The sequence below is a fragment of the Flavobacterium sp. GCM10023249 genome, from assembly GCF_042653365.1.
GTDB lineage: Bacteria > Bacteroidota > Bacteroidia > Flavobacteriales > Flavobacteriaceae > Flavobacterium.
In genome coordinates this window covers 604,875-618,582 of sequence record NZ_JBHSHZ010000006.1, presented here as the reverse complement: position 1 = coordinate 618,582, position 13,708 = coordinate 604,875, and the positions used below count along the sequence as shown (strand labels likewise).

Annotated in this window: 9 protein-coding genes; 6 read left to right on the top strand and 3 right to left on the bottom strand. The window is 32.4% G+C overall.

Going from position 1 to position 13,708, the window contains the following annotated elements:
• The first annotated feature begins 62 nt into the window (after positions 1–62).
• Complete coding sequence (locus ACFO7M_RS04250) at positions 63–1,748, top strand: glutamine--tRNA ligase/YqeY domain fusion protein (RefSeq protein ID WP_379734216.1); 1,686 nt, start codon at positions 63–65, stop codon at positions 1,746–1,748.
• Between the two features lie 949 nt (positions 1,749–2,697).
• Here the strand turns inward: ACFO7M_RS04250 and ACFO7M_RS04245 are convergent.
• On the bottom strand, positions 2,698–3,684 hold the full coding sequence (locus tag ACFO7M_RS04245; RefSeq protein WP_379717757.1) for an SPFH domain-containing protein: 987 nt from the start codon (positions 3,682–3,684) through the stop codon (positions 2,698–2,700).
• A 106-nt stretch (positions 3,685–3,790) separates the two neighbouring features.
• On the opposite strand from ACFO7M_RS04245, the gene ACFO7M_RS04240 reads away from it, so the two are divergent.
• Positions 3,791–4,447, top strand: a complete 657-nt coding sequence (locus ACFO7M_RS04240) for a PorT family protein (RefSeq protein WP_379717759.1) — start codon at positions 3,791–3,793, stop codon at positions 4,445–4,447.
• Between the two features lie 152 nt (positions 4,448–4,599).
• On the top strand, positions 4,600–5,181 hold the full coding sequence (locus ACFO7M_RS04235) for a hypothetical protein (protein WP_379717761.1): 582 nt from the start codon (positions 4,600–4,602) through the stop codon (positions 5,179–5,181).
• Between the two features lie 31 nt (positions 5,182–5,212).
• On the opposite strand, the gene gltX is transcribed toward ACFO7M_RS04235, so the two are convergent.
• Together gltX and ACFO7M_RS04225 are read right to left on the bottom strand one after the other, a co-directional pair.
• Positions 5,213–6,715: a glutamate--tRNA ligase gene (gene gltX, locus ACFO7M_RS04230; protein WP_379734214.1), complete on the bottom strand. Its 1,503-nt coding sequence runs from the start codon at positions 6,713–6,715 to the stop codon at positions 5,213–5,215.
• A gap of 98 nt (positions 6,716–6,813) precedes the next feature.
• Positions 6,814–7,836: an alkane 1-monooxygenase gene (locus ACFO7M_RS04225; RefSeq protein ID WP_379734212.1), complete on the bottom strand. Its 1,023-nt coding sequence runs from the start codon at positions 7,834–7,836 to the stop codon at positions 6,814–6,816.
• A gap of 90 nt (positions 7,837–7,926) precedes the next feature.
• Between ACFO7M_RS04225 and ACFO7M_RS04220 the strand changes: the two genes are divergently transcribed.
• The 3 genes from ACFO7M_RS04220 (at position 7,927) to mnmG (ending at position 13,688) form a co-directional block, all read left to right on the top strand.
• Positions 7,927–11,271 carry a hypothetical protein gene (locus ACFO7M_RS04220; RefSeq protein WP_379734210.1) on the top strand — a complete coding sequence of 1,115 codons (3,345 nt, stop codon included), beginning with the start codon at positions 7,927–7,929 and terminating at the stop codon, positions 11,269–11,271.
• Positions 11,258–11,677: an rRNA maturation RNase YbeY gene (gene ybeY, locus ACFO7M_RS04215; protein WP_379734208.1), complete on the top strand. Its 420-nt coding sequence runs from the start codon at positions 11,258–11,260 to the stop codon at positions 11,675–11,677. Before ACFO7M_RS04220 ends, ybeY begins: the two co-directional genes overlap by 14 nt.
• A gap of 139 nt (positions 11,678–11,816) precedes the next feature.
• Positions 11,817–13,688, top strand: a complete 1,872-nt coding sequence (mnmG, locus tag ACFO7M_RS04210) for a tRNA uridine-5-carboxymethylaminomethyl(34) synthesis enzyme MnmG (protein WP_379734206.1) — start codon at positions 11,817–11,819, stop codon at positions 13,686–13,688.
• The last annotated feature ends 20 nt before the right edge of the window (positions 13,689–13,708 follow it).

Below are 13,708 nucleotides of genomic sequence, written 5' to 3'. Positions count from 1 at the left end.
AACAACTTTAAACCTTAAACCTTAAACTTTTTTTATCTTTGTTCAAAAGATAAAAATATACAATGTCTACAAAAGAAAAATCATTGAACTTTATAGAACAAATCATTGAAGAAGATTTAAAAAATGGTTTGTCTCCCGCTAAATTACGTTTTCGTTTTCCACCAGAACCTAATGGCTATTTGCATGTGGGTCATGCCAGTGCAATTTGTTTAAATTTCGGTTTAGGTATTGATTATCAAGCACCTGTAAATTTACGTTTTGATGATACCAATCCAGCTAAAGAAGAGCAGGAATATGTTGATGCTATTAAACGTGATGTAGAATGGTTGGGTTTCAAATGGGCAGAAGAATGTTATGCATCGGATTATTTTCAACAACTTTACGATTGGTCAGTTGAATTAATCAAAAAAGGAAAAGCCTATGTAGACAGCCAATCTTCTGAAGAAATGGCAAAACAAAAAGGAACTCCAACACAAGCTGGAACAAATAGTCCTTATAGAGATCGTTCGATTGAAGAGAATCTAGATCTTTTTGAACGTATGAAAAATGGAGAATTCGAAGAAGGTACGCATATTTTACGTGCTAAAATCGATATGGCTTCTTCTAATATGTTAATGCGTGATCCTATTATGTATCGTATTTTACACAAACATCACCACAGAACTGGTGATGATTGGTGTATTTATCCAATGTACGACTGGGCACACGGTGAAAGTGATTATTTAGAGCAAATTTCGCACTCATTTTGTACTTTAGAATTCCTACCGCATAGAGAGTTATACGATTGGTTTTTAGATAATATTTATGATGAAAATAAGGTACGTCCAAAACAACGTGAATTTGCCAGAAGAAATTTATCGCATACAGTCGTTTCTAAACGAAAATTATTGCAATTAGTTGAAGAAAAGCATGTTACTGGTTGGGATGATCCTCGAATGAGTACTATTTCAGGTATGCGAAGAAGAGGATATACACCGGCTTCGATTCGTAATTTTGCCGATACAATTGGTATTGCCAAACGAACCAATTTGATTGATGTTTCGCTTTTAGAATTCTGTGTACGTGAAGATTTGAATAAGACTGCACCACGTGTAATGGCTGTTTTAGATCCGATAAAATTGGTAATTACTAATTATCCAGAAGGTCAGGATGAATGGTTAGAAGCTGAAAATAACCCTGAAGAAGAGGTATTAACCTATAGAAAAGTACCTTTTTCTAAAGAGATTTATATTGAAAGAGAAGATTTTAAAGAAGAAGCTGATAAAAAATTCTTCCGTTTAACACTTGGAACAGAGGTTCGTTTAAAGAATGCATATATCATAAAAGGTGAATCTGTAGTTAAAGATGCCGATGGAAATATCATTGAAATTCATGCTACATATGACTCAGATTCTCGTTCTGGAAGTGGTACAGAAGCTAGTAAACGTAAGGTTAAAGGAACGATTCATTGGGTTTCTACACAACATGCTCTACCAGCTGAAGTACGCATTTATGACCGTTTATTTTCGCATGAAAGTCCTGATGGAAATAAAGAAGTTGACTTTAAAGAATTTATTAATCCTGACTCTTTAAAAGTAATTACAGGATTTGTTGAACCAAGTTTGCAATCAGCTAAAGAGTTGGATCAATTTCAATTTCAACGTTTAGGTTATTTCTGTGTAGATCGTGATTCCTCTGCTCAAAAACTGGTATTTAATAAAACGGTTGGTTTAAGAGATACTTGGGCAAAAGTGGAAAATAAAGAATAACTATTTTATTTTCAATAGATTAAAAACCCTTTTAGTAAAAGTACTGAGAGGGTTTTTTGTTTTTTTTGATAAAAAAAAGTTCTTATAAATTGATTGTATTTCCTCTTAAAATATAGGCTTTTCTCACTATTAATTGTTCTATGTTACTGCTAGTTTTGTTCTGTTACTTGAAGTAAAAGGATAACCAAGTTAACGTTAAAGATGTTAACAACTAAGGTTTAAAATTGGTTTATCAACACTATGGATCATTAATCAACTAGTTAACTACTAAAATTAGTAAGCGCTTTTACTTATTCAGGTTTGAAACATTGAAACTTGTATATTTTCGAAGAGAAATTCCATACAAGTACAATTGGAAAAAGTTTATGTAGAGAAATTAGTATTTCTAAATTTTCATCAGCCACAAAATGATACTAATGAATATCCAATCAAATTTATTTTGCTTAAAAATTTTAGAGCTAATTGATAATATAGTTTTTATTAATAGAAAAAAAAATATAGAATGAATTTTATTATTATATGTTAAATTTATTTTATTTTTAAAATAATAGTTTATATCTATTAACATTGACTTTCATATTTTAATTCTAAGGTATTTTATTTTTTAAGCAAGGTGATTTTACTTTTAAACACCTAAAAATCGCTTTAATAAGCTTATTTGAATTTTCTACTTTTTTAGTTACTTTAAAATAGTTTATTTAGAAATAATCTATGTTTTTATAAAATTGAATAGATTTTATTTATTATAGTTGACTTTCATATTTTTATTGTAAGCGTATAAAAAAATGTGGTAAGGTATTTTATTGTTTATAACTCTAAAAATTGCTTAAATCACTTTATTTTAATTTTACATTCAGAAAGCTTAAATTTTACTTTTTTTAGTTACCATTTTAATCACAAAAAAAAAGAGCTCATGAAATGAACTCTTTTAAATTGTATTTTTAAAATCTTACGAAAGGTCAGTTGGATTTGAAGTATCAGATGGATTAAAATCTGTCGAAGTAGTATCGTTTGATTTTTTACTAATTTTCTTTTGATTTTTCATCGACTCTCCAATTTGATTTGATGCTGCAAAACTTGCAACCATTGTATTTAACATATCGGTTGCTGCTTGTGGAGAATTTGGTAATAAAATTAAATTTGAATTGGTATCAGCACCAATTGCTTGTAATGTGTCATAATGCTGAGTAATTACAATAAGTGCCGAAGCTTCTTGCGAATTGATTCCCACATTATTTAGCACTTCAACACTTTCAACTAATCCTTTAGCAATTTCTCGACGTTGATCAGCAATACCTTGTCCTTGTAATTTTTTACTTTCTGCTTCTGCTTTGGCTTTGGCTACAATTCGAATACGTTGTGCTTCAGACTCAAACATGGCAGCAGTTTTTTCTCTTTCAGCAGCATTGATTCGGTTCATGGCATTTTTTACCTGGATATCCGGATCAATATCAGTTACTAAAGTGTTGATAATATCATAACCATAAGTAGTCATTGCTTCGTTCAACTCTCGTTTTACAGCAATAGCAATATCATCTTTACGTACAAAAACATCATCTAAAATTAATTTCGGTACTTCAGCACGAACCACATCAAATACATACGCAGTAATCTGATCGTGAGGATATTCTAATTTGTAAAAAGCATCATATACATTTTCTTGTATTACTTTAAATTGTACTGAAACTTTCATTTTAATGAACACATTGTCTTTCGTTTGTGTTTCGATGATTACATCTAATTGTTGAATTCTAAGATTTACTTTTCCTGCTATGCGATCAATAATAGGAATTTTAAGTTGTAAACCGGAATTTCTGATACTTTGAAATTTACCAAAACGTTCAATAACAGCTGCCGTTTGTTGTTTAACAGTAAAAAAACTAGACATCAGAAGGATAAATCCGAAAAGGAGAATAGCAATTGTAAATGGGTTCATGATTTATAAAGATTAGTTTGTTATATAAGTTATACGCTAAATAATTTTAAATGTTACAAACCGTTTTACAATTATAATGTTTACTTTCGCCGAAATTTTTAAATATATGAAACGCATCCTATTGATTGTCTTCGTTTTGAGCACTACCCTTTCGTTTTCACAATACCGTAAGAATGATGGAAATCATATCGGTTTTTCAGGTGGTGTAACTCATACTTCGCTTTATACATCTAATTTTAATACCAAACCGGAAATTGGATGGATTGGTGGTCTTTCTGTTAGAGGTAACTTTTACAATGACTGGAGTATGGTTTTTGGAATGGAGTTCACTGAAAGTAATTTTTCTGTGGAAACATTGAATGGTTTATTGCAAAACGAAAATGTTTGTTACAAATTATCCGGAGCTCAAATCCGATTGTTATTAAGTGCTAACTTAGTTGAGAATCATGTTTCAATTGACTTTGGTCCTGTATTACAGGTAAATGGCAAACTTAAAATCAATCAAGGCGAAAAAAATAATGTGATTAAAGGAACTGCCTTGTTGGCCGAAGACATTGTAGATATTACAAAAGTTAATGGAAATTTCTACATTGGTGCCTCTGCAGGTGGTAAACATATTCGTGCTTTTATCTTTTATCAGTACGGTTTAAACAATATATTCAACAACTTAAATAAATTTGACGATCTTAGAATTAAAAATAATAATGATGATTTTAAAGGTCACATAGGAATGTTATCCGGTCAGATTCTAATTAACTTATAGTAAACAAACTCCCAATTTTGGGAGTTTTTCTTTTTATTTAGTTTACAAATACAACCTTACTATACTGGTTTTTTAAACCATTCATAGTTTTATAGTAAAGCTGATTTAACACGTAAGAAGTAGTTTTGAATCAGAATCAATTGCTAAAAACTATGAAACAACTATTACTTATTTTTTGTTACTTATTGTCTTTATCTGCTTTAGACGAAGATGAAATTCTTTTAAAATCCGGTATTAAGGAAACTATTAAAACCAACACATTTAAAGTGGATTATAACGAAAGAAAAATCAGTTATCAAACCAATAGCAATAAAGAGGTAACCCTACATTTTAAGGATTTTGATTGGGTAACAGTTGGTGTTAATAAATTTCAATCCTTTATCTTAGAAGGTTCATCAGTTTCCGAAGGTTATTTTGTTTTATCAGAAACTGCGACGAAGAAACTAATTTTTAGAACGACTCAGGACGAAGATTCCAGTTTAATTAAGTATGTTTTTTATGTAATTGACAATAATAATAAGATTCTAGATTATCATTCTTTTGATAATGGTACAAGTAAAAAGAGTATAACACAACGTTCAGAAATTTTCTTAAAAATCCGTTATTATTTTGCCGATTGTACAGATATGATTCAACGATTGGAATTGTACGATCAGTATTCGACAGATATGAGTCATAGTAGAATTGTTTTGTTTTTTAAAACGCCTATTTATTACAACTGTACCTCCAAATAATAAAAAACCCCGGTTATCCGGGGGTTTCTTTTTATAATGTTGCAATCGCTTTTTCTATTCGTGCAATAGATTCTTGTTTACCAAGAATTTCTACAATATCAAATAAATGGGGTCCCATCATCTTCCCTACCAAGCTTAAACGGAAAGGTTGCATTACTTTACCCATTCCAATTTCGTTTGATGTTAACCACTCTTTTACTTCGTTTTCAATAGTTACACTAGTAAAGTCTGTTATGGCTTCTAATACTGTGATTAATTGCTTCATCAACGCAGGAGTTTCTTCTTTCCAGTTTTTAGCCGCCTTTTCGTCATAAGACGTTGGTGCTACGAAGAAATAATCGGTTAAATCCCATAAATCAGTTACAAAGTTGGCTCTTTCTTTGTTCAAAGAAACAATTCTTGTAATATCTGATGAAGTTGAAATCCCTTTTTCAGTAAGAATAGCTTCAAATGATTTAGCTAAATTGGCATCACTTTCTTTTTGCAGATACTGATGATTGAACCATTTGTTCTTTTCAGGATCAAACTTCGCACCCGACTTATTAACACGGTTTAGATCAAACTTTTGAATCAATTCGTTTAGAGAAAAAATTTCTTGTTCCGTTCCGTCATTCCATCCTAGTAATGCTAAAAAGTTAACTACTGCTTCAGGAAAGAAACCATTTTCACGATAGCCCATAGAAGTGCCTTCCTCGGTTTTCCATTCTAATGGAAATACTGGGAATCCCATTTTGTCTCCATCTCGTTTGGATAATTTTCCATTTCCAACTGGTTTCAGTATCAATGGTAAATGTGCAAATTCAGGTGCTTCCCATTCAAAAGCTTTGTACAATAAGACATGTAATGGCATCGAAGGTAACCATTCTTCTCCACGGATAACGTGAGATGTTTCCATCAGATGATCGTCTACAATATTTGCTAAATGGTAGGTTGGCATACCATCACTCTTAAACAATACTTTATCGTCTAATAAATTGGTTTCAAATTTTATATCCCCACGAATGATATCTTGTAAATGCAAAGTTTCATTGACCGGAGTTTTGAAACGTACAACATAAGCATCACCGTTTGCTATTCTTTTTTCTACTTCTTCACGTGAAACAGTTAATGAATTATCCAAAGTTTCACGAACAGAATGATTATATATAAATGTTTTACCTTCTGCTTCTGCTGCTTTACGCAAGTCATCTAATTTTTCTGCGGTATCAAAAGCGAAATAAGCCCAACCATTTTCTATCAGCTGGTCTGCATATTGCTTGTATAACTCTTTTCTTTCACTTTGACGGTATGGACCAAACTTCTCATTTTTACCCACAGTTTCATCAGGAGGAATTCCTAACCATTCTAATGCTTCCATAATATAGGCTTCTGCACCTGGAACAAAACGAGTTTGATCTGTATCTTCCACACGTAAATAGAAAACACCATTGTGTTTTTTGGCAAATAAATAATTGAATAAGGCTGTTCGTACACCGCCTATATGTAAAGGTCCTGTTGGACTTGGTGCAAAACGCACTCTAACTGGCTTCGACATGTTGCTAAAAATTAGATTGCAAAGATAAAAAGAGTTAGCTACAATAGACTTATTTTAGACTTTAACTTTCTGTGATGTTCTTCTCTAGTTTTGGTAATTTATTCTTTTGGAATTCTTTTGTTCATAATGTTGAACCAAATCGGTGGAAAAAATGACAAAACCATACTCGTTGGATAGCCATAGGGCATTTGTGGAGAAACATCGTGATACTCTAAGATTTGATATTTTTTTTGTGATTTGTAATGATGATCCGAATGTCTTGTTAGTTCATATAATATGATTCGACCTAAAATATGATTTGAATTCCATGAATGTTTTTCTGTAACTCTTTCATATCTTCCAGATGGTGTCTGTTTGCGCATTAAACCATAGTGTTCAATATAATTGATTGTTTCTAATAATAGCAAGCCAACAATGCCTGAAAATAATGCGACTAGAAATCCTTTGGTTCCAAAAATTGAAATTATCGTTACTAGATAGCCTATTTGAATTAGGGTAAACCAAAACATATCATTTTTTATATTTAAATAGTTGATTTGGTTTACTTCATTTATTTTTTTCTGAATTTTCCATGCTTTGGTATATGTTCCTGCAACTGTTTGGATCCAAAATGCATATAAATTTTGATTCAATTTTGCTGTAGAAGGATCTTCCGGTGTTGACACATGTAAATGATGTCCATGATTATGTTCAATAAAAAAGTGAGTATAATGTGAAGGAATGAGTAATAGTTTACCTAAAATTCTTTCATAGCATTGCTCTCTGTGTCCCAATTCATGTCCTACATTAATTCCGTTTGAACCTAAAACAATTCCTAAACTTAAAATTGTTCCTATAAATTCTACTACTGTTAGTTCAGTCGTAGTGACTTTATTTAAAGTAAACCATAACATTCCATAAACAATCGGTACATTCAAATACAATAGAATATCATAAAATCGATTGGAAAGTTTACTTTGTATTTCCGATTCTGAATAATTTTTTTCATTTAAAGGCATCAGTATTTCTAAAATTGGCAGCAATAGGAATGCGTATGCCCAAGCTGAATAGGCCCAAATACCTTGATAGTAAATTCCTAAAAATGCTACAAGTGGTATCGTATATGCCAATAAGTACTTCATAATTTTAGTTTTAGATTCTACTAAAATTACTAATTGTTTTGATATTCAGCAAAAATCGTAACTTTATAAGTTATATTTAAATAATTTACCTTGGATTCTAAAGCAATCATATTTACTAAATTAGAAGAGTTCATAAAGAAATTCTACACCAATGAGCTTTTACGTGGAACTTTGTTTTTCGTCGGGTTGGGTTTGTTGTATTTTCTTTTTACGAGTTTTGTGGAATATTTCCTTTGGTTACAACCTTCTGGAAGAACCATTCTTTTTTGGTTGTTTATTTTGGTTGAACTTTTTTTACTAGGAAGGTTTATCGTTTTTCCGGTTCTTAAATTATTTAAGTTGCAAAAAGGTATCGATTATAATGAAGCTTCGGCTATTATCGGTAATCACTTTTCGACTGTTAATGATAAGTTGATCAATTTTTTACAGCTTAGTAATGATGTCAATCAATCGGAATTACTTTTAGCTTCCATCGAACAAAAAGCGAATTCATTACAACCCATTCCGTTTTCAAATGCCATTGACTTTAAAAAAAACAAAAAGTTTTTGCCATTGGCCCTGATTCCATTGTTGATTATATTCTTTTTAATGATTTCAGGACGACAAGAATTAATTACTGATGGTATGGGGCGTGTCTTGCATTATCAAAATCATTACACCCCACCTGCCCCATTTAACTTTCTTGTTTCTGGAAATTTGATTACCGAACAGAATAAAGATTTCACATTACGTATCACAACTGTTGGCAATGTTGTTCCCGATAAAGCAATGATTTTTATTAATGATGAGAGTTATTTTATGGAAAGTATCCAGCCAGGTGTTTTCCAATACGTTTTCGAAAAACCAAGCAATAATGTTTCTTTTCATATCGAAGCCAATGATGTAGTTTCTGAGGATTTTACTTTAAAAGTAACGACTGTACCATCGATTGCTAATTTCGAGATGGTGCTGAATTATCCAAAGTATCTCAATAAGAAATCAGAAATTATTAAAGGTACGGGTAATGCTATTGTTCCTGAAGGAACTTTTATTACTTGGAAAATGAATACAATTGCAACTGATTTTGTGTCTATGTTGGAAGGTAAACAACACTTTTCTTTTCGAAATGTTGAAAATTCGTTTGTTTTAGCAAGAAATTTATATCAAAATTCAGAATATCAAATAGTTACTTCGAATAAGTTGGTAAAAAACTATGAAAAGCTAAGCTATGCTATTAATGTTGTCAAAGATCAGTATCCAACAATTAAAGTTGAGATGGCACCAGACAGTTTGAAGAGTAAAACTAATTTTGTTTTAGGTCAGATATCTGATGATTATGGTTTATCTAAACTTTCAATTATTTATTATCCTAAGAACAATCCACTGGCTGCCAAACGTGGTACGATTGGTATCAAAAAAGATATTTATGATCAATTTGTTTTTGCTTTCCCTAGTAATTTACCAATTGAATCTGGGGTTAATTATGAATACTATTTTGAGGTTTTCGATAATGATGCTATTCATAATTTTAAGAGTTCAAAATCGGTAGTTTTCTCACACCGTGAAGATACAGAAAGTGAAAAGCAAGATCAGTATTTAGAAAATCAAAACCAAAGTATTCAAGGTTTGGAGAAGGCACTCAAGGCACAAGACAAACAATTGAATGAATTGGATAAGATCCAAAATACCAATAAAGAGAAAAAAGAATTGGATTATAAGGATCAACAAAAGATAAATGATTTTATTAAGCGTCAAAAACAGCAGGAAGAAATGATGAAAGAATTCTCAGAAAAAATGAAAGAGAATTTGGAAAAGTTTAACCCTAATGAAGTAGATCCTGAAAAGGAATTATTAAAAGAACGTTTGGAAAAAGTGGATAAAGATGCTGAAAAGAATCAGAAACTTTTGGATGAGTTAAAAGATTTAAACAATAAGTTAGAACAAGAAGATTTGTTGGATAAGATAGAAAAGTTCCAGCAAAAAAGCAAGAACCAAACTAAAAGTTTAGAACAATTGGTTGAACTAACGAAGCGTTATTATGTAGAAAAGAAAGCGGAACAAATTGCCGATAAATTAAATCAGTTAGCTGAAAAACAAGAAAAGCTTTCTGAAGAAAAAGAAGGGAATTTAGAACAAAAGCAAAATCAAATCAACCAGGAGTTTGATAAAATTCAAAAAGATTTAGAGGAATTACAGAAGGAGAATAAAGAATTAAAATCCCCTTTGGATATACCTAATGATAAAGAAAAGGAACAAAGTATTGATAATGATTTAAAAAATGCTTCCGATGAATTAAAGAAAAATTCACCATCTAAGGCGTCGCCTAAACAAAAGAGTGCTGCCAAAAAAATGCAACAAATGAGCCAAAGTATGCAGCAGGAAATGCAAAGTGGTGAGCAAGAACAAATGGAAGAAGATGTAAAAATGCTCCGTCAAATTTTGGATAATCTTTTAGAATTCTCTTTTTCACAAGAAAAATTGATGAATAATTTTAAAGCATCTAGAGGTAATTCAACCTTTACAAAGTATTTGAAAGAACAACAAGATTTAAAATTTCAATTCAAACATGTTGATGATAGTTTATTTGCCATGTCACTTCGTAACCCGAAAATTGGAGAAAAAATTACTAATGAAATTGGAAATGTATATTATAACATCGACAAGAGTATTGATTATTTTACCGAAAATCAATTGGGCCGTGGCACGGCTAGTCAACAGTATAGTTTAACTAGTGCCAATACATTAGCCAACCTTCTTGCAGACGCTTTGAACAACATGCAGATGGCGATGTCTGGGTCTGGACAAGGAGCACCTAAACCAGGAAAAGGACAAGGTAGTGGTATGCAATTACCAGATATTATTAAGAAGCAAGAGGGTTTAGGAAAAAAAATGCAAGAAGGACAAAAAGAGGGAGGAGAACAACCTGGAGCAAAGCCAGGTGATAAACCAGGTGAAAAGTCGGGAGGCAAATCAGGTGGTCAATCCGGAAGCAAAGGCAATAATGGAAAAGGTAAAGAAGGCGAAGGAAGCGATGGTGAGGGTGATGCAAAAGCAGTTTTAGATATACTTAAAGAGCAACGTCAACTGCGTGAAGCTTTGGAAAACGAATTACAAAAACATGGTTTAACAGGTGCAGGTCAGGGAACTTTGGATAAAATGAAACAGATCGAACGCCAATTAATTAACAAAGGTTTTACACAAGATGTGATCCAAAAAGCATTGAATTTAAAATACGAATTACTCAAATTAGAACAAGCCGTTCAAGAACAGAAGCAAGACAATAAAAGAGAGGCTACAACCAATAAAAAGGATTTTCAAAACAATGCTCCTGCCCTACCTTTAAAATTACAAGAATATTTAAAGAGTATAGAAATTTTAAATAGACAAACATTACCTTTGCGCTCTCAATTTAATAAACGCGTACAAGAATACTTTAAAGAGAATGATAGATTATAATTACGAAATAGATTTTACTTTAGACGATGAAATTGTTTTTACAGAATGGATTGAAAATGTTGTTGTTTCTGAAGGGAAGATTCTAGGTGAACTCACGTATATCTTTTGTGATGATGAATATCTTTTAGAGATCAATCAACAGTACTTAAACCATGATGATTTAACAGATATTATTAGTTTCGACTATTCTGAAGACAATGTAATAAGTGGCGATATATTCATATCTATTGAGCGTGTTCGGGACAATGCTAATGATTTAGCTGTTGCTTTTGAAGATGAATTAAAGCGTGTTGTTATCCACGGTGTTTTACATTACTGCGGATATAAAGACAAATCGGAAGAAGAAGCGAATTTAATGCGTTTAAAGGAAGATGAAAAATTACAAATGTTTCACGTGAAACATTAAGATTCTATTACACCATCAATTTGTTTCACGTGAAACAAATTGATGGTGGGTTTTTAAAATTGTTTCACGTGAAACAATTTTAAACTTTTTAATTTAATTGAATATTTTGTTTCACGTGAAACAATAAAGAGATAAGAAAATGTTTTTAGATAAGTATGATGTAATAGTTGTTGGTGCTGGACATGCAGGTTGTGAAGCTGCTGCCGCTGCCGCCAATTTAGGAAGTAAAACATTGTTGGTTACGATGAGTTTGCAGAATATTGCGCAAATGTCTTGTAATCCCGCAATGGGTGGAATTGCAAAAGGACAAATTGTTCGTGAAATTGATGCGTTGGGTGGTTACTCAGGAATCGTTTCAGATAAAACAGCGATTCAATTCAAGATGTTGAATAAATCGAAAGGTCCTGCCATGTGGTCTCCACGTGTTCAAAGTGATCGTATGCGTTTCTCTGAAGAGTGGCGTTTGATGTTAGAACAAACTCCTAATTTGGATTTCTACCAAGAAATGGCTTCTGGAATTATTGCAGAAAACGGTAAGGTAATTGGGATCAAAACTGCCTTGGGTTTGTCTATTTATGCTAAAACGGTTGTTTTGACTAATGGTACTTTTTTGAATGGTTTGATTCATATTGGAGACAAGCAATTCGGAGGTGGCCGTGCGGGAGAAAGTGCTTCGTATGGTATTACAGAAGATTTGATTCAATTAGGTTTTCAAGCCGGTAGAATGAAAACTGGAACTCCTCCCCGTGTGGATGGACGATCGTTGGATTATTCTAAAATGCGTGTTGAACCAGGTGATGTTACTCCTGCAAAATTTTCCTATTCAGATATAACAAAACCTTTGACGGTTCAACGTGATTGTCATATGACTTATACTTCGCCTTTAGTGCACGATTTGTTGCGCGAAGGCTTTGAACGTTCTCCTATGTTTAACGGAAGAATCAAATCACTAGGACCAAGATACTGTCCATCTATCGAAGATAAGATCAATCGATTTGCAGATAAAGACAGACATCAATTGTTTGTTGAGCCTGAGGGTTGGAATACGGTTGAAGTGTATGTAAATGGTTTTTCTACTTCACTTCCTGAGGATGTTCAATTCAAAGCATTACGTTCGGTTGAAGGTTTTGAAAACGTAAAATTTTTCCGTGCGGGTTATGCCATCGAGTACGACTACTTCCCTCCTACCCAATTAAAGCATACATTAGAAACTAAATTGGTGGAAGGTTTGTATTTCGCAGGACAGATCAATGGAACGACGGGTTATGAAGAAGCTGCTTCACAAGGTTTGATGGCTGGTATTAATGCAGCTTTAAAATCACAAGAACGTGATGAATTTACTTTAAAACGTGATGAAGCCTATATTGGAGTGTTAATTGACGATTTAATTACAAAAGGTACAGAAGAACCGTATCGCATGTTTACTTCTCGTGCCGAATATAGAACTTTGTTGCGTCAGGATAATGCCGATTATCGTTTAACGCCAATGTCGAATGCAATTGGTTTGGCATCAGATGAAAGAATGCGTCGCATGGAGTATAAATTTAATGAAGCTGAAAAAATGGTTTCCTTCTTTAAAGAAACTTCGGTTTCTATCGGTGAAGCGAATCCGGTTTTGGAAGCCAAAGAAAGTTCGCCAATCTCACAGGGCGATAAAATGTTTAAATTATTTTCACGCCCGCAAATTGAAATGGATGATATGATGAAGTTTGAAAAAGTGAGAGATTATACTAATGAAAATCAATTGGACACTGAAATTTTAGAACAAGCAGAAATACAAGTTAAATATTCTGGTTATATTGAAAAGGAACGTACTAACGCGGAAAAGTTGCATCGTTTGGAGAATATTCGCATCCCGGATAATTTTGATTATGATGCTTTGAAATCGCTTTCGTATGAAGCGCGTGAAAAATTAAAAAAAATCCGTCCAGTGACTATATCTCAAGCATCACGAATTAGTGGAGTATCTCCAAATGATATTTCTGTATTATTGGTTTTCATGGGTAGATAAATTACAAATTAATTACGAAG

What these genes read in the sequence shown, in the direction of transcription:
- ACFO7M_RS04225 (WP_379734212.1), bottom strand. Translation starts at nt 7,836, where the DNA reads ATGAAGTACTTATTGGCATATACGATACCACTTGTAGCATTTTTAGGA.
- ACFO7M_RS04235 (WP_379717761.1), top strand. Translation starts at nt 4,600, where the DNA reads ATGAAACAACTATTACTTATTTTTTGTTACTTATTGTCTTTATCTGCT.
- ACFO7M_RS04245 (WP_379717757.1), bottom strand. Translation starts at nt 3,684, where the DNA reads ATGAACCCATTTACAATTGCTATTCTCCTTTTCGGATTTATCCTTCTG.
- ACFO7M_RS04240 (WP_379717759.1), top strand. Translation starts at nt 3,791, where the DNA reads ATGAAACGCATCCTATTGATTGTCTTCGTTTTGAGCACTACCCTTTCG.
- gltX (WP_379734214.1), bottom strand. Translation starts at nt 6,715, where the DNA reads ATGTCGAAGCCAGTTAGAGTGCGTTTTGCACCAAGTCCAACAGGACCT.
- ACFO7M_RS04250 (WP_379734216.1), top strand. Translation starts at nt 63, where the DNA reads ATGTCTACAAAAGAAAAATCATTGAACTTTATAGAACAAATCATTGAA.
- mnmG (WP_379734206.1), top strand. Translation starts at nt 11,817, where the DNA reads ATGTTTTTAGATAAGTATGATGTAATAGTTGTTGGTGCTGGACATGCA.
- ybeY (WP_379734208.1), top strand. Translation starts at nt 11,258, where the DNA reads ATGATAGATTATAATTACGAAATAGATTTTACTTTAGACGATGAAATT.